Below are 21996 nucleotides of genomic sequence, written 5' to 3'. Positions count from 1 at the left end.
CCCTTTCATTTTCATACGCATTTATGAGTTCGCATTATAATGCGTATCTCTCATTTTTCTCAACGACGATTTTAATCCCATCTTCGCCGCAGTAGCAGGAATTTGCACGAATGGTATCCCTGCTCTCAACAATACAATTCTCGATACGTGTATTGTCCCCAATATAAACATTATTCAGAATCACAGAATTCCTGATCACACAGTTGTTGCCTACATAGACTTCCTTAAACAAAACAGAATTCTCGACGGTTCCGTTGATGATCGAGCCACTTGAAACAAGACTGTTTTTAACAACTGCCTCCGGATTGTATTTAGCCGGTGGAAGATCGTCGATCTTGGTCTTGATCGACGGCTCCTGTCTGAAGAAATAGTTGCGGATATCCGGACGCAGGAAATCCATGTTGGTACGATAATATGCTTCCACGGTAGAAATATTGCTCCAGTAAGCATCTGTCCTGTATCCATAGATTCTCTTGAGATTTTTGTAACGGATCAGAATATCGTTTACAAAATCATGTCTGCCCTCAAGTGCCGCACGCTCCAGAAGCTCGATCAGCTGTCTTCTTCTTACTACGTAGATACCTGTAGAGATTGTATTATAAGAAGAAACAATCGGTTTTTCTTCAAATTCTACGATCCTGCCGTCATCATTCATACGTACCACGCCAAAACGCTCGACTTCTGTCTGATCTTCACAGGTAGTGCAGACTACCGTGATATCCGCACGCTTTGCGATATGATACTCAAGCACTTTATTATAATCCATCCGGTATATACAGTCACCGGATGCGATAACTACATATGGTTCATGACTTTGTTTCAGGAAATCAATGTTCTGATAGATGGCATCTGCCGTTCCCTGATACCACAGGCTGTTGTCCTTCGTAATCGTAGGTGTAAATACAAACATACCTCCCTGTTTACGTCCGAAATCCCACCATTTCGAGGAACTTAAATGTTCATTCAAAGAACGGGCATTGTACTGTGTCAGTACAGCGACCTTCTGAATATGAGAATTCGCCATATTACTCAGTGCAAAATCAATGCTGCGGTAGCTTCCCGCTACAGGCATTGCCGCGATAGCTCTCTTGTCCGACAGTTCTCTCATGCGGCTGTTGTTTCCGCCAGCCAGAATAATACCTATTGCTCTCATGCCTGCTCACCATCCTTTGCTTTGATCACCTGTCCGCTCTCCAGGATTCCTCCCGGATAATCTTCTGCTGTAGTCACTCCGGATATGGCAGTGTTTCTGCCTATTTGTACATTATCAGGAATTACACTCCGTTCTCCGACTGTCGCCAGACCAAATGCATAAACTGCCGGTTTCAGTACGTTTGCAGCTTCTTCTCCGAAGCCCAGTGTAACTTTATTTCCGATTACAACATCCTCTGCTACGATTGCCTTATCAAGGACGGTATCTTCTCCGATCTGTGAATTACGCATGATGATCGAATCCCTCACGACGGTGCCCCTGCCGATCACTACGTTCGGTCCGATCACGGAATGGTGTACTTCACCATAGATCTCGGCGCCTTCTCCGATCAGGCACTGGTCCGTCACTGCATCCCCTGCAATATACTGCGGCGGAATGATGTCTCCCTTTGTATAGATTTTCCAGAATTCTTCGTACAGATTGAATTCCGGAATGATATCGATCAGTTCCATATTTGCTTCCCAGTAAGATCCCAGTGTACCGACATCTTTCCAGTAGCCATTATATTCGTAGGCAAACAGCCTCTGTCCTTTATCTTTACAATAAGGAAGGATATGCTTGCCAAAATCGCAATTACTCTGGTCTTTCAGTGCGATCAGTGCTTCTTTGAGCACCGGCCAGCTGAATATGTAGATACCCATGGAAGCAAGGTTGCTGCTTGGTTTCTCCGGTTTCTCCTCGAACTCCGCCACACGCCCTGTCTCATCTGTAACCATAATCCCGAAGCGGCTTGCTTCTTCTATCGGAACCGGCATACAGGCGATCGTTACATCTGCCTTATTTGCCTTGTGATAATTCAGCATGACTTCGTAATCCATTTTATAAATATGATCTCCCGAGAGAATCAGTACATAATCCGGATTGTACTGCTGCATATAATCCAGATTCTGAAAAATCGCATTGGCTGTTCCGGTATACCATTCGCTGTTGGTACTCTTTTCATATGGAGGAAGTACGGTCACACCGCCTTCGTTTCTGTCCAGATCCCACGGAATACCAATGCCGATATGGGTGTTCAGCCGTAGTGGCTGATACTGTGTCAGAACACCGACTGTATCGATTCCTGAATTAATACAGTTACTCAACGGAAAATCAATAATACGATATTTCCCTCCAAAAGCGACTGCTGGTTTTGCTACTTTTTGTGTCAATACGCCCAGTCTGCTGCCCTGACCGCCAGCCAAAAGCATGGCAATCATTTCTTTCTTCATCATCACGCAATCACCTCTTGTATATTATGATGTTTCATTATACCATACTTCCCAATATTAGTGAACATTTTTTACAAATAATTTGTCAGTATTTTATTTTTTTTATATCTATTGCACACTTTTTTATTTCATACTGTTTCTATATGTTTATTTTTATGTGCATTTTCGACAATTTTTGTCATTTTGTTTCTAAACAAATGCACAGTAATACCCCCAAAAGTAACACTTTTCATTTTTAGCCGGCCGCGTTATAATAGAAATATTAAAGATAAGGAGATTATATTATGTATCAGATAGACTTCCATAAACCGCTCTCTATCCATTTTATCGGTATTGGAGGTATCAGTATGAGCGGACTTGCTGAAATACTTCTGGAAGAGGGTTTCACAATTTCCGGTTCTGACTCCAAGAAAAGCCCCCTGACCAGTCTTCTGGAAAGCAAAGGTGCAAAGATCTTCTACGGTCAGCGCGCTTCCAACATTTCCGATTCTGTTCAGGTTGTTGTTTATACAGCTGCCATCCATCCGGACAACCCGGAATTTGCATGTGCGAAGGAAAAAGGTCTCCCGATGCTGACAAGAGCCCAGCTTCTCGGACAGATCATGCGCAACTATGACACTTCTATTGCAGTTGCCGGTACGCATGGAAAGACCACAACTACTTCCATGTTGTCACACATTCTTCTGAAGGGCGAATGCGACCCGACGATCAGCGTCGGCGGTATCCTTCCGGCGATCGGCGGCAATATCCGCGTCGGACAGTCCGAGACTTTCCTGACAGAAGCATGTGAATACACCAACAGCTTCCTCAGCTTTTTCCCGACGCTTGGAATCATTTTAAATATGGATGCTGACCATCTGGATTTCTTTAAGGATATTGATGACATCCGTCATTCTTTCCGTAAATTTGCCGAGCTTCTTCCGGCCGATGGTGCACTCATCATCAACGCAGACACACCAAAATACGAAATGGTTGCCGAAAATCTTCCATGCAAAGTGATCACCTACGGTCTTGAGCACGATGCTGAATACACCGCTTCGGATATCACTTATGACGAATTCGGACATCCGACGTTCCACGTTCTTCATAATGGTGAGGATATCGGTATCTGTTCTCTGAAAGTACCGGGCATCCACAACGTATCCAATGCCCTTGCTTCTATCGCAGCAGGAAGACTTCTTGATCTCGACAATGAAGTGATCTTTGCCGGACTGAAAGATTTCGGCGGTACAGACCGTCGTTTCCAGTACAAAGGCAAAGTCGGTGAAGTCACCATCATCGATGACTATGCACATCATCCGACCGAGATTGAAGCTACACTTCATGCAGCACATAATTATCCACACAAAAAAATCTGGTGTGTTTTCCAGCCTCACACTTATACACGTACGAAAGCTCTGCTTCCGGAATTTGCAAAGGCTCTGACACTTGCAGACCACGTAGTTCTTGCAGATATTTATGCAGCTCGTGAGACCGATAACCTCGGCATCTCCTCTGCTGATCTTCAGAAACAGATCCGGGAACTCGGCACTCCGTGCGAATATTTCCCGACTTTCGATGAGATTGAAAACTTTTTACTCGAGAATTGTACACAGGGTGACCTGTTGATAACTATGGGTGCCGGAGACGTTGTAAACATTGGCGAACAGCTCCTTGGCAAATAAGTTATCCACATTATCCACATGTTTATACACATTTTTCACCGTGTATGGCATGTGGATTTTTTCTGCCATTTTACTTTACATAATATCCTGTCGAGTTATTGCAATTTTCGCGGAAATACAACAAATTTCGTCATTTTATGAGGTTACAAATAATTTACGACAAAAATCGATTTCCACATTATCCACATTATCCACATTTCTTTGTGGAAATCTCCTGCAGGAAAATACCCTATTCTCATTTCAAAAATCTTGTGCTATAATCCTAGTGTTCCAGATATACCGCAGTTTGCGCGGTATCCGTAATGTCTGTTCACGCAGATATTTTCGTTTAGAAAGCGAGCGATCTATCATGTCAATGATCACATTACATAACACCTCCCACCCGGAGGTAACAATATTATCCAATACATTTATCGACAATTATATGCCGGAGGCCAATGGAGAATTTGTAAAAGTTTATATCTATCTTTTACGTGCCCTTTCCAGTGCTCCGGTTTCTTTCAGTCTGGAGCAGATGGCTGACCGGCTTCTCTGTACAGAGCGCGACATTCTCCGCGCACTGAAATACTGGGCAAAGCAAGAGCTTCTGACTCTTGATTTTACAGACAATAATAAATTATGCGGGATTGCCCTGCTCTCCCCCTCCGGTGCGTCTTCTGACACCGCTGCCGCGGAGATCAGCGGTACTTCTGAACCGCTTTCGGCCGAAGCATCTGCAAATCCGTCTTCTGCCCGCCCGGAAGCACTTACTCCGGAGCGTGTAAGCGAACTCAAACAAAACGAAGACATTATCCAGCTTCTCTATGTCGCTGAGCAGTATCTCGGGAAGACCCTCTCTCCTACAGAGGTTCAGAAGCTTTTGTTTTTCTATGATGGTCTCGGTATGTCCGTAGACCTGATCGACTATCTGATCGAGTACTGCGTCGGCCACAATCACAAGAGCATCCGCTACATCGAAAAGGTTGCCCTTGCATGGGCCGAGGAGGGCATCACCTCCGTCGAAGAAGCAAAGCAGTCCGGTTCCAGATATAATAAGGATTATTTTTCTATCCTGAAAGCACTGGGCATCACCAACCGTAATCCGGTCGAAACAGAGATCACATTGATGGACACCTGGCTCAAGACCTATGGTTTTTCCATGGAGATCATTCAGGAGGCATGTAACCGCACCGTCCTCCAGACCGGTCAGGCAAGTTTCCAGTACACTGACAAGATTCTCGAAGGCTGGAAGCAGAAGGAAGTCCGCACGATGGACGACATTCGTTCTCTGGACAGTGCCCACAAAAAAAAGCGTCAGGAAAAAAAGTCCGCACGCAACACCCGTCCGGCACCGGCATCCAACAACCGATTCAACAATTTCCAGCAGCGTGAATATAACTTCGACGAATACGAAAAGCACCTGCTGAACCAGTAAAAGGAGAAAACCGTGGCACTGCAGAATTTTCAGTATGATATTATCATGAGAGAGTATAACCGCCGCCAGTCACAGGTACAGCATGACCTGGAAGAACGCCGTGCAGAGGCTTTTGCACGTGTTCCGAGACTTCTGGAGATTGACGGGGAAGTCGCAGCCTTAAGCGCGCAGAAAGCACGTTCTCTGCTTCAGGGTGAGCCCGGATCTGTTGACGACCTCAAGAAAGATGTGGCTGCGCTCTCTGCTGAACGCCGTTCCCTTCTTAAGAAAAACGGTTTTTCCGAAGATTATCTTGAACCGCATTACTTCTGTCCGCTCTGTCAGGACACGGGATATACTGGTGGTCAGAAATGCACCTGTTTTAAGAAAGCTGAGATCGAATTGCTCTATACACAGTCCAATCTCACCGAGATTCTCAAAAAAGAGAACTTTGAACACTTTTCTTTTGACTGGTATTCTGATACAATAAAAAATGAAGCTACCGGACTGACTGCCCGCGAGACCGCCAAACGCGCTTACGATGCCGCAGTAAACTTTGTCCGGGATTTTGATACACGCTCACAAAATCTGTTTCTGTACGGCAGCACCGGAGTCGGAAAGACCTTCCTCTCCCACTGCATAGCCAATGCACTTCTCAAAAGCGCACATTGTGTTCTTTACTTTTCTGCGTTTGACCTGTTTGACCGTCTGGCGCAGACAGCTTTCTCGAAGAAGCCCGAGACAGATATGGGCGATGATTTTATTTTTAACTGCGATCTTCTTATTATAGATGATCTCGGGACTGAACTGACCAACAGTTTTGTTTCGTCGCAGCTGTTCCTGTGTATTAACGAGCGTATCGCACGCCGCAAATCCACGATCATTTCGACGAACCTGAAACTGGAAGACTTTTCAGCCACCTATTCCGAGAGAACTTTTTCCCGGATAGCAAGCAATTATCAGATGTTGAAACTTATTGGCAAAGATATCCGAATCCAGAAAATATTTTTAGGAGGAAAATAAACGATGGCACAGCTTAACAGCAAAGAACTGACAACACTTCCGGTAGGCAGACTCGGACTGATTCCCCTCCAGAGTTGCCGCCCACTTGGCGAGAAAGTCGACGAGTGGCTTGTACAATGGAGAAAAGAACGCAACAGCCCTGAATTAAATTCTTTTGCATTTGAAGGGTACAGACGTGATTCTTATATCGTTGATGTCAAAACACCGCGTTTTGGTTCCGGTGAAGGTAAAGGTGAAATCGGTGAATCCGTCCGTGGCGACGATATTTACCTTATGGTGGATGTATGCAACCACAGTCTTTCCTACAGAATCAGCGGTTTCACAAACCTGATGTCCCCGGATGATCACTTCCAGGATCTGAAGCGTGCCATTGCTGCAATCGGCGGCAAAGCCCGCAGAATCAATGTCATCATGCCGTATCTCTATGAAAGCCGCCAGAGCAAACGTGTCGGCCGCGAATCTCTCGACTGTGCTTCCGCACTTCAGGAGCTCACCGGCATGGGTGTAGAGAATATCATTACATTTGATGCACACGATGCCCGTGTACAGAACGCAACTCCTCTTCACGGATTCGAGACGATCCAGCCGTCATATCAGTTTATAAAAGCCCTTCTCCACAATGTGGAAGGTCTTCATATTGACAATGACCATTTCATGATCATCAGCCCGGACGAGGGAAGCATGCGCAGAGCCATCTATCTTGCCAACGTCCTTGGTGTGGACATGGGTATGTACTACCGCCGTCTTGACTACAGCAAAATGGTCAAAGGCCGTCATCCGATCGCAGCTTACGAGTTCCTCGGACCAAAGCTTGAAGGCAAAGATGTCATCCTGATCGATGATATGATTTCTTCCGGTAAGAGCATCCTTGAGATCGCATCTCTTCTTAAGAAACGCGGCGCCGGCAAGATCTTTATCTGCACCACCTTCGGTCTCTTCACCGAAGGAATGGAAAAATTTGACGAAGCTTACCAGAACGGTATCTTTGATAAACTTCTTACTACAAACCTTGTTTATCAGACACCGGAGCTTCTCTCCAAACCGTATTACATTACATGCGATATGAGCAAATATATCGCACTGATCATTGATACGCTGAATCATGATATGTCTGTCAGCCATCTTCTGAATCCTGCTGACAGAATCAAACGTTGCGTCAGCAACTATATGGCTCAGTACGAGAAATAATATGCGAACGACAAAACCCCCGCGGAATCAATTTTGTTTCCACAGGGGTTTTTTATCATATCGTTATTGTATTGCAGGCAATGCCTGTATTCTTCAATATTTCTAATTCTTTTTTCTTACCGGTACTTACGATTACCTGTCTCTGATCTCCGGTAAGCCATGTAACAGTCTGAGCAGCATTTTCAAGATCATATGCTCCAAACATTTCTTCCAGCAGTACAGGAAGTTTCTCAGCACCGCACAGGATTTCACCCATAGCAAGGCGAAGAGAAAGATATATCTGTCCTACTGTGATCAGCCGGAGATTCTCTATCGATACAAGATCACTTCCCGTATCTACGCGGATATGGAAGTCTTCATCAATCAAAAGTTCCCTGCACTCTCCACCTGTGATTCCGCGTAGAATCTCTGACATGGTCTCAACCAGACGGTTTCCTGTCTTCTCGTAGATTCTGGCAGATAATTTCTCGATCGTATCCATTGCATAATTAATAGAATCGATCTCTATCTCATCTATCAGAGGAAGATATGCATATTCTTCCATCTCCTGAAGTTCCTCTGTCAGATTGGCAAGTGCCGTATTCTTTTCGTGAAGCTCATCATCCAGTTCATTCCTGCCGTCCTGAAGCTTATCCTGCTTCGCCATCCATCGGTTCTTCATCCGTTTACGTTTTTCCAACTCGCGCACAGTACGCATCTCACAATTTGTTTCTATCATAAACACAAGCGCTCCCGCAATTCCCGCCAGAATTGCCGGAACCACTGTCTGCATGTTCATTCCCATATAAATTGCTGCTGAAAAAGCCGCAATAACGGTAGCACACATTATAATAATCTGTGTACGGTTCTTTTTTTCCAGTTCGCTGATACGTCCGTCCAGCATCTGGAAACCATTGCTGTCTCCACCCGTCCGCAGTGCGCTCTGCTGCTCTCCGATCTGCTGTTTCTGGTCCTCCAGATCGCTGATTTCTGCTCGCAGACGGCAGATTGTCGTGCTTACTTTGCCTTTTTCAAGCTGATCTGCCTTTTTGCGTCGTTCTACCTGTACCTGATATCCTTTGCGAGTCATCTTAAGCCTCTGGGAAGTGCAGCGAAGATCCACTGTCCGGTCCGCACTCCACTGGAATCCGGCAATCTGACGCTGCACCTCACGTACGATCTCCGATCCGGTATTTCCTTTCAGTGGTGCAATGCAGATCGCATTCTCAAAAACGGATTCGCTGATGCCCAGAGTCACCTTTGAATCACTGATCCTGTCTGCATCTATCAGCTCTCCGCTTGTTTCGCAGAGAAGTTCGCTGTACGGAGTCTCCCGGTGCAGATCGCGCGTCAGACGGTAATTTCTTCCCCCGCTTTCAAACCAGAGTATGCCGGCATACGGAAATTCTGCGTTACCAAAAAGCATTTTTTCTATGAAGGATCGTACAGCCTCCCGCACCTGCCCATTTTCATCGTACAGCACATTCAGACCGGACGTAAATTTTAGTGTTTTATTTTTTATTGCTCCGAAATCCTTGATTTCTATCTGTCTGATTTTCATAATCGTTTCCTGTCATCTGCCAGAACCTGTGTACTTAAAAGGGCCTGCAATCCGTAATACAGCGCCTTCTTTTCTACAACGGTCAGATCTTTGTTCAGAAATTTGTTTATATAATCACCGATCAGCGTTCCTCGATACTGTCGGTAAAGTTCCTCTATATTGTATGCCGGTCTGGATTCGTCCATAATCTCAACAATATTGCCCAGTCCATGCAACCGTTCGGTCAGCAGTACATTGTCCGGAGAAACCCTGCCTTTCAGAATAAGGCGGTATATGTTTCTGCCGCCACGGCGCATCACTTCACTGCGCAGCATTTCTTCAAGCTTATACTGCGTCGTATCTCTGTCTACGTTCAGAACAAGATTCTGATAGGAGCGGTTCGCACACGGCACAAGACGTACTTTCACATTGCCGTCCTCATATTCTCCCTGAATATAGCCATGTTTGCCAAGATCATTGCGGTCCAGTGGCTCCAGCGAGCCGGAATAGGCGATCTTGTCACGGCAGACTGTATGCGGCTTATGAGAATGTCCAAGCGCGACATAATCAAAACCGGCCGCTGCAAGTCCGGTAAAATCCATCGGACAGCAGCTTAAATCTCCGCCATGTGCAAGAAGCACATGGAATCCCGGTTTGTTAACCGGCTTCCACTCATCATACAGTGGTGTTCGCACTTCTTTGTGTTCGAAGCTCAGACCGTAGACAAATATATTTTTTTCCGGAATCTCCACGCAGCGCTGTTCTTCCGTGTCAAAAAATGTGACATTCGGTGCCCAGCGGAATGTCCTGTAAAAAGAGTCCTCTTTTATGTAATCATGGTCTCCTGCCATGAGAAAGATTCTGGTTTCCGGAATCGCGGCAAACCATTCATTGACCTGTCGAAGCTGGCCAAGCAGTGGCTGCCGGTGAAAAAGATCTCCGGCTATAAACAACAAATCCACCGGATTCTTGCGGATACCCGCAATAACCCGGCGGAATGTTTCCCAGATTTCTTCTTCTCTCTCGTGGCTCCAGGGGCAGCCCCGGTCAGGAACTGCGCCCAAATGCACATCAGAAAGATGAATAAATCTTATCATGCAAAACTACTCCTTATAAATCGCAGTTGTTTACTGTTCTCGGGAATGGAATGACGTCACGGATGTTGCCCATACCTGTCAGGTACATTACGCAGCGCTCGAATCCAAGTCCGAATCCGGAATGACGGGTAGAACCGTATTTACGCAGATCCATGTAGAACTGATACTCCTCAGCCTTCAGCCCCATCTCATCCATACGGGCTTTCAGCTTGTCATAATCATCCTCTCTCTGGCTTCCGCCGATAATCTCGCCGATTCCAGGAACAAGGCAGTCCATAGCGGCAACGGTCTTGCCGTCTTCGTTCTGTTTCATATAGAATGCCTTGATTTCCTTCGGATAATCGGTAACAAATACCGGTTTCTTAAAGATCTGCTCTGTCAGATAACGCTCATGCTCTGTCTGAAGGTCACAACCCCAGAATACTTTGTAATCGAATTTGTCGTTGTTTTTCTCCAGAAGTTCAATTGCTTCTGTGTAAGTTACATGACCGAATTCAGAATTTACTACATGGTTCAGACGATCCAGAAGTCCCTTGTCGATGAAGGAATTAAAGAAGTTCATTTCCTCCGGAGCATTCTCAAGGACATAACGGATCACGTATTTCAGCATCTCTTCTGCAAGGTCCATGTTGTCATCCAGATCTGCAAATGCACATTCCGGCTCGATCATCCAGAACTCTGCTGCATGGCGTGTCGTGTTGGAGTTCTCAGCACGGAAAGTCGGTCCGAATGTGTAGATATTACGGAATGCCTGTGCATAAGTCTCACCGTTGAGCTGTCCGCTTACAGTAAGGTTGGTCTCTTTGCCAAAGAAATCCTGGCTGTAGTCTACAGTACCATCCTCATTCATCGGAGGATTTTTCATGTCAAGTGTGGTAACCTGGAACATCTCTCCTGCACCCTCACAGTCACTTCCTGTGATCAGTGGAGTGTGTACATATACAAATCCCTTCTCCTGGAAGAATTTGTGGATCGCATATGCACAAAGAGAACGTACACGGAACACTGCCTGGAAAGTGTTGGTTCTCGGTCTTAAATGTGTCATGGTTCTTAAGTATTCCAGTGTATGGCGTTTTTTCTGAAGCGGATAGTCCGGAGCAGATGCACCCTCTACCTGTACTTCTTCTGCCTGAATTTCAAATGGCTGTTTTGCTTCCGGTGTCGGAACCAGTGTACCTTTGACAATGATCGCAGCACCAACATTTAATTTGCTGATCTCTGCAAAGTTTGGCATGTTGTCATGATATACGACCTGCAGAGTCTCAAAAAAAGTACCGTCATGAAGTACGATAAATCCAAATGCCTTGGATCCACGTACACTTCGTACCCATCCTCCTACGGATACCTCTTTGTTCAGGTATTCTTCTCTGTTTTTATAAATTTCTTTTACCGTTGTGAGCTTCATAATCTATACCTCTCTGTTTATTCATTTCTCATCCAATTGCTTTCTAGTATAGACTATTCAACAGATTCCTGCAAGGAGTAAATCAGGGAGAACCGCTGTTTTTATTCATTCCACTTAAGGATTCCGGTGGCTGAATACTCATCCGCCATATTATAGGAAGCAATTCCTTTCTCGGTCACAAGGTAAAACGTATCTTTGATATAAATTCCGCGTGCAGTACGGTAGTCCTGCCATTCCATCCCGTCGTCAAAAAGACCACAGTCGTTCATCTTCACATAGGCATTCGGAACAAAACCGTCCTCTTCATCAAAGGAGAATACACTGTAATAGAAGTTTTCACTCGAATCATAGACATCCGAATTGCTTCCGTACATACCGTAAGCAAAACCAAACAGGCCTTTCTTCGGCGCAGCCAGGATCGCACGATAATTTGTAAGTGCATCGCAGAAAGAAACATCCTTCAGTACAAAACGGTCGGTTTCTTTTACATCGGACGGATCACTGATGTCAAACATTGAGCATTTCATTCCAATCGTATTTCCGGTATCCGGATCTGTCTCCCATCCGATTCCGAGCAGCCTGTTTTCGCCATAGAAGTGCAGGTAAGAGGAAAATCCGGTAATTTTCAGCTCACCGAGCACCTTCGGATTTTCCGGGTCTGAAAGATCGACGGAGAAAAGCGGGTCTGTATTTTTGTATGTGACAAAATACCCGGTCTCCCCCATAAATCGGGCAGATTTGATTTCTTCTCCTTTTGCAAGATTCTCGATCTTACCAACTGTTTTCATTGAAGGATCCAGCACATACAGGCTGTTGCTCCGTGAAAAATCACTATAATCGGAGCTCCAGGATTCCACAGTTGTTACCACACGGAGATGATCTGCATATTCGTCTAATGAAAAATTGTCATTAAGTTCTCCTGCGACGGAACCAGTGCTTCCGTCCGTGAATTTGCCGTCTGCATAACCGATGCGTACAAGTTCTGTACGGGTCTCTTTTTCGTTCCAGGTCGATACTGCGGAATAAATATTGTTTTCACTCACGTAGAAGGTTTCTGCACCGCTGACAACTGCCATGACGTCAGAAGCCTGATCCGGTGTCCCGACTGAAACTGCGCCGGAAACCAGATATGCCTTTCCATTGTAGGAAAAATCATCCGCACCCTCCTGCTCCGGCAGGTAAATATGATCATATGCGATATATTCCTGTCCGCTTCTCGGGACATAATACTCAAGCTGATCTGCATTGTTTCCCGTATCCGGCGTGTAGGAAGTAAAAAGATACAGATAACCGTTGCTTCGTCTGGATGAGAGATAGGAACCGTCCTGCTGATAAGTTCCTGTCAGTTTCGGAGCAGTTCTGTCCGATATATCGTATGTCAAAACAGAAACGGTCGTCACCGGCATGCTGTAGCTTGACCGTACTGACTGCGTACTGTCGTTGTCTGAGTCCTCATCACTCGCTGACGGAAGGTTCAGTTCTCCTTTGTAAGTGACGTATTCTACCTGCTGGCGGATTAACTGCAGGCAGCTTCCCTCCACATACATTTCTTTGTAATCGGCACTGTTTTCGCCGTTAATCGTTCCAATCAGCTTCATGGACGCCGCGTCTACGATCCTGACTGTGCCCTTGCTGTCCATCGCATAAATGTAGGTTCCGTCTGTCTTTACGATATCTGCTTCGTCAACCATTTCTTCCTGTGTGTTGGTTGATGAATAATCACCCGAATCCGATTTTTCATCATAGCTGAAAGCAGAATCGATTTCGCCCTCAGGATACGCAGCAATTACGCTGTCCGGGGAAGCTGCATCCGATGACGCCATATCTGATGCTGCCGCTGTATTTGCGCTTCCAGTGTCGGCCGATTCTTCGATTGTCATTACGCGGGCATAGTTACTGGTAGTCGGGTTTTCATTCCATTCTTTAAGCATGTTGTACAAATCATCATAGCTGTCCATATGGGCAATGCCTGAGACCGGATCTGTCGCCTGTGCAACTTTGACAGGTTCGGCTGCTTCCGGTGAAACTGTGTCAAATTCTGTTGTGTCTCCCTGCTTTGCCCCGGTATGCGTCTTGAGCAGCCCCGGAGTAATCCCCAATGCCGCAATTACAACAACTGCCGCCGCTGCGACGCCGATATAGTGGGAAGTTCTGGCATTCCAGAATCTGTGTGTGGTGGTGCCTTTGGGCTGATCGTCTTTCTCCGTCCGAGCTGCTTCATTTGGCTGTTGGTTTTCGCTCTGCTCTTCGAGCATTTTCTGTATGTTCTCCGGTTTCAGGGACTCTGGAACCGGAGTGTCTTCCATTGATTTCCTGATCTTATCCATCAATTCTCTATCATCCATATTGCTGCCTCCTTTCTATGCAAGAAATTCTTTCATCTTATTCAGTCCGCGGCTGATCCGCGAGCGGACAGTATTGTGGTTCATCTGCATCATTTCTCCAATCTCATGGCTCTTGAATCCGCCAATGACATTGAGGCAGATGATCCGGCGCTCTGTTTCGTCCAGACGATCCAGTGCCTCCCGTACCTGCAACGATTCTTCCGTCGCGTCGCCTGTCGGCAGGTCATCCGGCAGTTCAACCGTCTTTTGGGTATATTCTTTTAGTTTGCGCTTGCATTTGTTGGACAGTATCTGAAAAATCCATACTCGGAATTTTTCCTGGTCACGCAGTTTCTCCACTGTTGCAAACGCATCTGCCACTGCCTCACTCACGGTATCCTCCGCATCCTGCGGATTCTTCAGTGTGTGGAGTGCAAAATAATACAGCTCCCTGTACACCTTTTCATAATATGCGGCAAATACTTCAGGCCTTTTTAAATCGTCCATGTTTCACCTCTGTTTCTGCCCGGCCCCCGCCGGTTCTGTGTTCTGTTTGATGCATCTGTATATTAGTGTCATTTTAGCATGGTTTTGTTGCATGGCTGTAAAATTTTTTCTGCATATATGTTTATCAGCACAGACTTTATCTTTATTTCCTAACTTAATCCTGATAAAGATCTCATAACAAGATCTATATCTTTATTTTCAAGTTCCTGAATAATATGTAAATATGTTTTCTGCGTAGTCGTCATACTGGCATGTCCAAGTCTTCTTGCAACACTTGCAATAGAAACACCTGCAAACAGTAACAGAGAAGCATGCGTATGTCTCAATCCATGAACCGTAATTTCTGGTACTTTTGCTTTATGACAACATCGACTCAGTACAGTATTCACTGTAGAATTATAAACTTGACCCTTTACAAAAATCGGTTCGTTTTCCGGCAGTCCTTTTATCAATTCAGAAAACCGAATAACTGTCTGCCAGTCTATCTGAATTTTTCGCACTGACGACTTATTTTTTGTTGGCAAAAATCCCCCTTTTCCTTTATAATCCCAGGTTTTATTAACAGAGAGCACCTGATGTGCAAAATCAAAATCTTTAGGTGTCAGTGCCAATGCCTCAGAAAATCGCATTCCTGTTTTTGCAACTAATAAAATGAACCATTCCCAACTTATTTCTGTTCCTAAATTTAAGTTTGTCAATAATAAATGTAACTCAAATTGATTTAAATATTTTATCTTTTTAGGTGCCGGAGTCTTTCCTTTTATAATTATTTTTCTCGTTGGATCCCGGTCAATAAGCCCTTCATCTACTGCATCCAGAATAGCTCCTTTTAACTGATGATGAAAGTCCATCGTCGTCTGTCGTTCATGATATATCGCATAATCATTTATAATCTGTTGATACACTATACGAGTCATTTCATATATTTGCAAATCAGGAATTAATTTTTCCAGCCATTTTTGTGTCATCAGATATTTGTCTAACGTCACTTTTCTAATTGCCCCTGACTTGTAAACAGCTACCCATTTTTTTTAATATTCACAAAACAAATCTGTCCTTTTCACTTCCTGTAACATAGCGGCTTCCTCCTGAATGTCATCTGCAAATCTGCGCTGATAAACGAAAAGAAGCAGGATTTTTCCTGCTCCTTTTTAACAATTACATGTTTCTCATTTCCATTCCACCATTCAAGATAAAATTCCGCAAAATGCGATCAAGTTTAATATTAATTATTGGAGGACTAAGTTTTTTATGTTCAACTGATTCAAAATACTTCTTCGCTTTATTTTTATCAATTGTCCGTTTTAATTCATCAAACCTTCCAAATTCATTTATGTTTGCTTCTGTGAGTTTCAATCCCATCATATCTCGAAGCTTATCTTCATCTACTCCTATATACGTTGAAAAACGATGTATTAAATCTTCCTTATCCCTACACTGATATTCAATAATATATTCCCGAAATGTTTTTCCCTGTTCTATCTGGATATCCCCTCGTTCAACATCATGGAGAAATATATTCGCATATTTTTGTTCCTCCTGCGTCAATGTAGCAAACGTTTTGTGCAAATCATTTAATGCCATCTCCAATAAGTCCGGTGAAATTTCCTTTTGTTTTAGTAATTTTAAATATTTAACAAAACGACTATTCATATACTGAGCATCAATAACTCCCGTATCAATTTCAACTAAATATCCGTTCAGATCATATGGAACCTCCTCACTTTCTCCTGTCCCCCCTCCTCTGCTCAATTCTTTATATCTCTGCAATAAAACCAAATATATCTTTTTATCAAAGCATACTTTTACTTCTACTTTTTCATTTTCTTCTTCAAATTCATAAATACTCTTCGACCAGTCAAAGCCCTGAATTTTTGCAGCTTCTAAATAGGAATTAAGTTGATTAAAAAGCCGAACAAATTGTCCTCTTTCCGAAGCATCATCAGGTAATTTTGAAAATGATGTGATTTCTGCATGTATAAACAACTCCTCTATATCTTTGTAAATAGTATTTATTTTCTGGATATTGTATTTCAACTTTGGAACAAACAGTTCAAGCGGTTTATCCCCAGAATATAGCTTTACTGCTTCATTTATATTATATTCCATTGTATGTGGTTTTCGATAATAGCGAATCGTTCCAAATGGCTTATCTGGACCGGCCAAACGATTTGTTCTGGAAAAAGCCTGAATAATATTTTCATATTCCAGTTTTTTATCCAAATAAAGCGTATTTACCCACTTTGAATCAAATCCCGTCAACATCTGGTCTACAACAATCAGTAAATCCAGCTGTTGTTCAGGTTTTCTTTCAATTAGTTTATAAGCTTCTTTATGAGCCATTCTTAATGCTATATCTTTTTTAAAAGAAGCATGTGTCGAAACTTTAAATTCTGTTTGATACCTTTCATTATAGTCTAAAATAATCTCTTCCAAGCCATCTTCTTTAAAAAGCACCCCGTCATTATTATCAATATTCGGATCAAACAAACATGTACACTTTAACTCTGGCATTTCCTTTTTTATTTTTCTGTAATACTGAATTGCCTCAGCAATACTACTGGTTGCAAAAATTCCATGAAATTTTTTATTATGACTCAGGCACTTCCAATTAACTTTTATATCTTCTACAACTTTATCCTTATGTTCTTCAGTTTTATATTGTATCTTTGGAATATAATCTTCTATACCTTTTACATAGTTTCCGGCTGTGTCTTTAAAACCTGCCATCTTAATCTGCGAGCTATCCATATATTTATAATATATGGAGGCTTTTCGAGGGTCAGAAATTGCCTCTTCTTCACTTTTACTTTTCGCTTTATCCAGCGCCACTGCCTTTCTGATATCTCTGTCTTTAAATGTGAGAATTTTGTATGTATCAAAACCAAGCACATTTTTATCACGAATTCCATCTGCAATACTATATTCGTGCAACTCGTTTCCAAAAACGGTTGCCGTAGTATTCATCTTTTTTTCGTTTTCCTTTTTTATTGGAGTCCCGGTAAATCCAAAAAAAATAGCATTTGTAAATGTACGTTTTATGGCAATCAACATATCACCAAAAGTGGATCTATGTGCTTCATCAACAATAAAAACAAGTCGTTTTTTACTGATCAGTTCAATATCTCTACTATTAAATCCTTCTTCTTTGATATTGCTCATCTTTTGAATAGACGTTACAATTAAAGTATCTCCGGTATCTGGACTTTTAAGCTTTGCAATTAACACATTAGTATTTTCTGTTGCCTGTACGGATTCTGTTTCATCTGCAAACGCTCTGTACTCTTTAAGTGACTGTGTTCCCAATTCAATTCTATCCGTAAGAAAAACAACCTTGTCAGCATCATTTGAATTTGCAATAAGCTGTGCAGACTTAAAACTTGTCATAGTTTTTCCAGATCCTGTTGTATGCCACACATAGCCTCCAAGCTGATTTCCCTCATTCCATCGTGTTCGAGACACTTTATCAGATATTGCATTTGCTGCATAGTATTGATAACTTCTCATCACCTTAAGAATTCCATCAGAATTATCTGCTACTGTATAGAATCCAATTAACTGATGTGCCATCGGAATTGATAACAGTGACGAAGCAATGTCTTTCCAACTATTAATTGGTTCATTGTTAAAGTCGGCCCAATGGAAATAATAATCTGAATTAAACTTTCCGTCCGGACCCGGATTTGCAAAATATACGGTCTCATCCGGATTCATTGCCACAAATACCTGTATAAGTGAAAATAAACCTGAAAAGATCCCCTCATGTGCATACTTTTCTATTTGATTACATGCCTGGCTTACCGGAATACCACTGCGTTTTAATTCAATATGTATTACCGGCATCCCATTAATCAGTAACATCAGATCGCCTCGACGACCATTAAAAATCGACGATCTACCAGTAAATATCGGTTGCTGAACTATTTGGTAATAACTTTGTCCTGCCGCAATTTCTCTTCTGTCATAAATCTTTAAACTTATTTCTTTTCCAAAATGTAATTTATCTTTCTGGTTATCGCGAATAATAGATATATTTTTTCCGTTAATAAAACCATTCAATTTAAGTGGTGTACGAAGAAATGTAATCTGTTCAATAATCTGCTGCATCTCTCCATTGGTCAGTCGTTCTCCATTAAGCCGATCTATGGAATTATTGTTCTTAAATAAAATTTCCGCCCAGTTTTGTATTAGTTCTTTTTCTGTTGGATATTTTATAACCTTTCTTTCCCAGCCTTTATCAAACAATACTTTTATAAGTGCCTCTTCAAAATCTGCTTCTTTTGTAAAACACATATCCCTTCCTCCTCAAATAGTTTTAATCCAAAAGCTTTCCTGCTTCATACGAACATCTGAGATAATCCGGGTTACTATAATATACGCTTGAATTGAAATCTGAAATTTCATTGCTTATAAATGAAAAATACACTGCCTTTATTGCTTCAATAATATTTTTATAACTTTTTTCAACGTCCATAATCAAAGTCTGGTATACGCGTCCAATATCCATTACCGTTGGTACTTTATATTTGCAGGATGAAACGTTGTCAAATTGTCCATTTTCAATTCCATAATCTTCAATCCACTCATCGCATACCTGTTCAAAAGAAAGACAATGATTTACCTCTGCTGCTCTTAATTGATGCGCTAATGCCTGATCTGATAATCTGGCAACTATATCTCCTCTTCTATTGTTTGTTTTGCGGCCTATAAATTCTATCAAAGAACAAAGGTAAAACAGTTCTTCTTTATAATTCCTGTTCATGTATTTCTTCACTCCTCTCAAATTCCAGACATGCCAATGCTTTTATACTGTGAAAACTAATCTGATGTGTCGGATGTTTAAATTTAGCATATTCCCAAAAAACTGATCGACTTATATTTCCATTCAAAAAATCATTCACGAAATTCCAGATAGTATCATCTGCCATAGGACCTTCTACAATATCATAGTCATGTATTTTTCCTGATCGGCATTCCGCAATAAAGTCCAGCCACTCGTCTGTCATTTTTGGAAATTTTTTGATTCTGAGTTCCGGATTTTCATGATAAATATACACATTAACAACCCCATGTGTATGTCTTCTCTCTGCCCATCGGTGTGCCTGCTCATAACTTTGTGTACAATAAAACCCCCATGAAAAATCTTTTGTATATCTTGTTTTTCTTATTTCTGGAAATTCAACAATATCACCGCTTCCATGGTACAATTCCATCTTAACATCTGACATTATATCCACTTCTTTCCTTAATATATTTGCACAATTTTTTCTGTTATCTCTGTTTACTGTATTATTTCTACACGAGCATCTTTTCCAACAATAATTTTTTAATGAATTTCAGTATTTTCACCTTACGCTGGTGAAGAGTGATGAGACGGTCGAGACTTCTAAAATAATCACCAATCTTGCCCTGTTCTTCCACAGATTTAGGATAAACAATGTCTGTATCCTGCATAGCCGATTTTGAAATTGATGTAACCTTGATTCCCTGCATCAAAGGTATCAACTGATTATGATAAACACTGGAATTTAGATAATATCCCAAATACCCAGAAGCAAATTTTTCTATAGGTCTGTATGGAATAGTATGTAGTCCAGACAGTACAACTTCATCAAGCAATCCATCTATTTCACTGCATTTTCCGACAGTTGAGTCTTCTGCTGTATCGGCAACAATTACATCTCCGTTCTGCAAAAATGAAGCCTTATATTTCATCAAAACACTTTCATCTGAAATCATTGGAAGAGTCTCTTTATTTACATCTAAAACCTCTCCAAATTTGATAAGCACATCACCATAATGAACATTCTTTGCAACTCCTGCCTCATTCGACAAATCAACTCTGGAAAGTGTATTATTCTGCAAGTTAACCAGTATATCCTTCAACTTACGCTGTTCCCAAGAATATTTTAATTTGTATATTATTTAAAAGTTATTTTTCAGAACTATTCTCTGACAATATCTGTATTTATTTTTATATCTGGAAACATTTTATGTTTTATGACGAAGCCTTTCTTTATGCTCTGACATTGAATAGAAATTTTTATGTTTAATATTGTTCAGAATAGCGGCTTTTGTTTGCTTTATAATTAGACTTCTTATTCATTAAAAAGACATTTCGAATAATTCTATTTTTTTCTACATCATATATTAACATCCAACAATTTGAAACTTCATTAAAACATCTTTTCCAACAATGTCTTCTTTATATTTTTCAATTTTTCCAACTCACGCTGGTAAAGAGTGATGAGGTGGTCAAGACTTCTAAAATAATCACCAATCTTGCCCTGTTCTTCCACAGATTTAGGATAAACAATGTCTGTATCCTGCATAGCCGATTTTGAAATTGATGTAACCTTAATTCCCTGCATCAAAGGTATCAACTGATTATGATAAACACTGGAATTTAGATAATATCCCAAATACCCAGAAGCAAATTTTTCTATAGGTCTGTATGGAATAGTATGTAGTCCAGACAGTACAACTTCATCAAGCAATCCATCTATTTCACTGCATTTTCCGACAGTTGAGTCTTCTGCTGTATCGGCAACAATTACATCTCCATTCTGCAAAAATGAAGCCTTATATTTCATCAAAACACTTTCATCTGAAATCATTGGAAGAGTCTCTTTATTTATATCTAAAACCTCTCCAAATTTGATAAGCACATCACCATAATGAACATTCTTTGCAACTCCCGCCTCATTCAACAAATCAGCTCTGGAAAGTGTATTATTCTGCAAGTTAACCAGTATATCCTTCAACTTACGCTGTTCCCAATCGTCCGTGAATCCGGAAAATCGAATTTCCGGCACTTTGCATCCTTTTGACGGAAACATTTTTTCTAACATGGATTTTTTTACATTTTTCAACTTTTTATACTTACGCTGGTGAAGGGTGATGAGGTGGTCGAATTTGCAAAAATAACTAGCAATCACTTTCTGTTCTTTACATTTTGGAACATCAACTTCAAATTCTTGCATATCTGATGCAAGGATATGTTTTATGGTATTACCAGTAGTAATATTCTCTATTTTCTTCTTGGCTTTATCAGTCTGATACTCATAATTTAAAAAGTAAGGTTCAATTTTCTCTTTTGGATTTTTAAACATGATTAAGGCATGAGCCGCTGTATTGTCCAATTCTTCAGGGATTACAGCTGCATGTCCAACATGACCAGACTGAACCATAACTATATCTCCGGTATGTAACCATTTCTCTTTTTGCTTTTCATAGAATTCATCATTTATGAAAATTTCAGAGTTATGATTTATTTTCCCATCTTTTATATTGTTAGATTCCAGATAAAAATGTCCGTGTTCTACATAGTATGGAGTAGCAGTTCCTACAAATGCATTACCAATCGAACCATATACATCCTTCAACTTACGCTGTTCCCAATCATCCGTGAATCCTTCAAATCTTATCTCCGGTTTTTTCTTTTTTTCCATA

At 41.8% G+C, this 21996-nt stretch carries 17 protein-coding genes; 4 read left to right on the top strand and 13 right to left on the bottom strand.

Annotated elements, in window-relative coordinates; genetic code table 11:
• Positions 1 to 34: 34 nt before the first annotated feature.
• Positions 35 to 1153 carry a glucose-1-phosphate adenylyltransferase subunit GlgD gene (glgD, locus tag H8Z79_RS14315; protein WP_118041093.1) on the bottom strand — a complete coding sequence of 373 codons (1119 nt, stop codon included), beginning with the start codon at positions 1151 to 1153 and terminating at the stop codon, positions 35 to 37.
• A complete protein-coding gene (locus H8Z79_RS14310; protein WP_015540798.1) occupies positions 1150 to 2427 on the bottom strand; it encodes a glucose-1-phosphate adenylyltransferase in 1278 nt (425 codons plus the stop codon). The genes glgD and H8Z79_RS14310 overlap by 4 nt, the downstream gene beginning before the upstream one ends.
• A gap of 281 nt (positions 2428 to 2708) precedes the next feature.
• Between H8Z79_RS14310 and murC the strand changes: the two genes are divergently transcribed.
• The 4 genes from murC (at position 2709) to H8Z79_RS14290 (ending at position 7692) form a co-directional block, all read left to right on the top strand.
• A complete protein-coding gene (gene murC / locus H8Z79_RS14305) occupies positions 2709 to 4088 on the top strand; it encodes a UDP-N-acetylmuramate--L-alanine ligase (protein WP_015540797.1) in 1380 nt (459 codons plus the stop codon).
• Between the two features lie 349 nt (positions 4089 to 4437).
• On the top strand, positions 4438 to 5502 hold the full coding sequence (locus H8Z79_RS14300; RefSeq protein WP_118041095.1) for a DnaD domain protein: 1065 nt from the start codon (positions 4438 to 4440) through the stop codon (positions 5500 to 5502).
• Between the two features lie 12 nt (positions 5503 to 5514).
• The gene (locus H8Z79_RS14295; RefSeq protein WP_118041097.1) at positions 5515 to 6504 is read left to right on the top strand and encodes an ATP-binding protein; all 990 of its coding nucleotides are present in this window, start codon (positions 5515 to 5517) and stop codon (positions 6502 to 6504) included.
• A gap of 3 nt (positions 6505 to 6507) precedes the next feature.
• On the top strand, positions 6508 to 7692 hold the full coding sequence (locus H8Z79_RS14290; RefSeq protein WP_015540795.1) for a ribose-phosphate pyrophosphokinase: 1185 nt from the start codon (positions 6508 to 6510) through the stop codon (positions 7690 to 7692).
• Positions 7693 to 7747: 55 nt separating this feature from the next.
• On the opposite strand, the gene H8Z79_RS14285 is transcribed toward H8Z79_RS14290, so the two are convergent.
• The 11 genes from H8Z79_RS14285 to H8Z79_RS14235 all read right to left on the bottom strand — a co-directional run bounded on the left by H8Z79_RS14285 (position 7748) and on the right by H8Z79_RS14235 (position 21995).
• Positions 7748 to 9232: an AAA family ATPase gene (locus H8Z79_RS14285; protein WP_015540794.1), complete on the bottom strand. Its 1485-nt coding sequence runs from the start codon at positions 9230 to 9232 to the stop codon at positions 7748 to 7750.
• Positions 9229 to 10308 carry a metallophosphoesterase family protein gene (locus tag H8Z79_RS14280; RefSeq protein ID WP_015540793.1) on the bottom strand — a complete coding sequence of 360 codons (1080 nt, stop codon included), beginning with the start codon at positions 10306 to 10308 and terminating at the stop codon, positions 9229 to 9231. The genes H8Z79_RS14285 and H8Z79_RS14280 overlap by 4 nt, the downstream gene beginning before the upstream one ends.
• 13 nt (positions 10309 to 10321) lie before the next feature.
• Positions 10322 to 11713, bottom strand: a complete 1392-nt coding sequence (gene asnS / locus H8Z79_RS14275) for an asparagine--tRNA ligase (RefSeq protein ID WP_015540792.1) — start codon at positions 11711 to 11713, stop codon at positions 10322 to 10324.
• A gap of 101 nt (positions 11714 to 11814) precedes the next feature.
• Positions 11815 to 14058 carry a beta-propeller domain-containing protein gene (locus tag H8Z79_RS14270; protein WP_118041099.1) on the bottom strand — a complete coding sequence of 748 codons (2244 nt, stop codon included), beginning with the start codon at positions 14056 to 14058 and terminating at the stop codon, positions 11815 to 11817.
• A 15-nt stretch (positions 14059 to 14073) separates the two neighbouring features.
• Entirely contained in the window at positions 14074 to 14544 is a 471-nt protein-coding gene (locus tag H8Z79_RS14265; protein WP_015540790.1) for an RNA polymerase sigma factor, read from the bottom strand.
• Between the two features lie 149 nt (positions 14545 to 14693).
• Positions 14694 to 15533 (bottom strand): site-specific integrase, encoded by an 840-nt coding sequence (locus H8Z79_RS14260; RefSeq protein WP_330607601.1) that lies wholly within the window; start codon positions 15531 to 15533, stop codon positions 14694 to 14696.
• A gap of 169 nt (positions 15534 to 15702) precedes the next feature.
• Positions 15703 to 18837, bottom strand: coding sequence for a type I restriction endonuclease subunit R, EcoR124 family (locus H8Z79_RS14255; protein ID WP_118041101.1), 3135 nt, complete (start codon positions 18835 to 18837; stop codon positions 15703 to 15705).
• Between the two features lie 22 nt (positions 18838 to 18859).
• Positions 18860 to 19306, bottom strand: coding sequence for a hypothetical protein (locus tag H8Z79_RS14250; protein WP_015540787.1), 447 nt, complete (start codon positions 19304 to 19306; stop codon positions 18860 to 18862).
• Entirely contained in the window at positions 19290 to 19772 is a 483-nt protein-coding gene (locus H8Z79_RS14245) for a DUF3990 domain-containing protein (RefSeq protein WP_015540786.1), read from the bottom strand. The genes H8Z79_RS14250 and H8Z79_RS14245 overlap by 17 nt, the downstream gene beginning before the upstream one ends.
• Positions 19773 to 19839: 67 nt before the next feature.
• Positions 19840 to 20466: a restriction endonuclease subunit S gene (locus H8Z79_RS14240; RefSeq protein ID WP_270497685.1), complete on the bottom strand. Its 627-nt coding sequence runs from the start codon at positions 20464 to 20466 to the stop codon at positions 19840 to 19842.
• A gap of 254 nt (positions 20467 to 20720) precedes the next feature.
• A complete protein-coding gene (locus tag H8Z79_RS14235) occupies positions 20721 to 21995 on the bottom strand; it encodes a restriction endonuclease subunit S (protein WP_187002910.1) in 1275 nt (424 codons plus the stop codon).
• Between the last annotated feature and the right edge of the window lies 1 nt (position 21996).

The sequence above is a fragment of the Blautia intestinalis genome (genome assembly GCF_014297355.1).
In the GTDB taxonomy this organism is placed as follows: Bacteria; Bacillota; Clostridia; order Lachnospirales; family Lachnospiraceae; genus Blautia_A; species Blautia_A intestinalis.
This window is presented reverse-complemented; position numbering and strand designations above follow the sequence as displayed.

Excerpts from the sequence above, each read along its gene's own strand:
- glgD (WP_118041093.1), bottom strand. The coding sequence starts at position 1,153 with ATGAGAGCAATAGGTATTATTCTGGCTGGCGGAAACAACAGCCGCATG.
- H8Z79_RS14310 (WP_015540798.1), bottom strand. The coding sequence starts at position 2,427 with ATGATGAAGAAAGAAATGATTGCCATGCTTTTGGCTGGCGGTCAGGGC.
- murC (WP_015540797.1), top strand. The coding sequence starts at position 2,709 with ATGTATCAGATAGACTTCCATAAACCGCTCTCTATCCATTTTATCGGT.
- H8Z79_RS14300 (WP_118041095.1), top strand. The coding sequence starts at position 4,438 with ATGTCAATGATCACATTACATAACACCTCCCACCCGGAGGTAACAATA.
- H8Z79_RS14290 (WP_015540795.1), top strand. The coding sequence starts at position 6,508 with ATGGCACAGCTTAACAGCAAAGAACTGACAACACTTCCGGTAGGCAGA.
- H8Z79_RS14285 (WP_015540794.1), bottom strand. The coding sequence starts at position 9,232 with ATGAAAATCAGACAGATAGAAATCAAGGATTTCGGAGCAATAAAAAAT.
- H8Z79_RS14280 (WP_015540793.1), bottom strand. The coding sequence starts at position 10,308 with ATGATAAGATTTATTCATCTTTCTGATGTGCATTTGGGCGCAGTTCCT.
- asnS (WP_015540792.1), bottom strand. The coding sequence starts at position 11,713 with ATGAAGCTCACAACGGTAAAAGAAATTTATAAAAACAGAGAAGAATAC.
- H8Z79_RS14270 (WP_118041099.1), bottom strand. The coding sequence starts at position 14,058 with ATGGATGATAGAGAATTGATGGATAAGATCAGGAAATCAATGGAAGAC.
- H8Z79_RS14265 (WP_015540790.1), bottom strand. The coding sequence starts at position 14,544 with ATGGACGATTTAAAAAGGCCTGAAGTATTTGCCGCATATTATGAAAAG.
- H8Z79_RS14255 (WP_118041101.1), bottom strand. The coding sequence starts at position 18,837 with ATGTGTTTTACAAAAGAAGCAGATTTTGAAGAGGCACTTATAAAAGTA.
- H8Z79_RS14250 (WP_015540787.1), bottom strand. The coding sequence starts at position 19,306 with ATGAACAGGAATTATAAAGAAGAACTGTTTTACCTTTGTTCTTTGATA.
- H8Z79_RS14245 (WP_015540786.1), bottom strand. The coding sequence starts at position 19,772 with ATGTCAGATGTTAAGATGGAATTGTACCATGGAAGCGGTGATATTGTT.
- H8Z79_RS14235 (WP_187002910.1), bottom strand. The coding sequence starts at position 21,995 with ATGGAAAAAAAGAAAAAACCGGAGATAAGATTTGAAGGATTCACGGAT.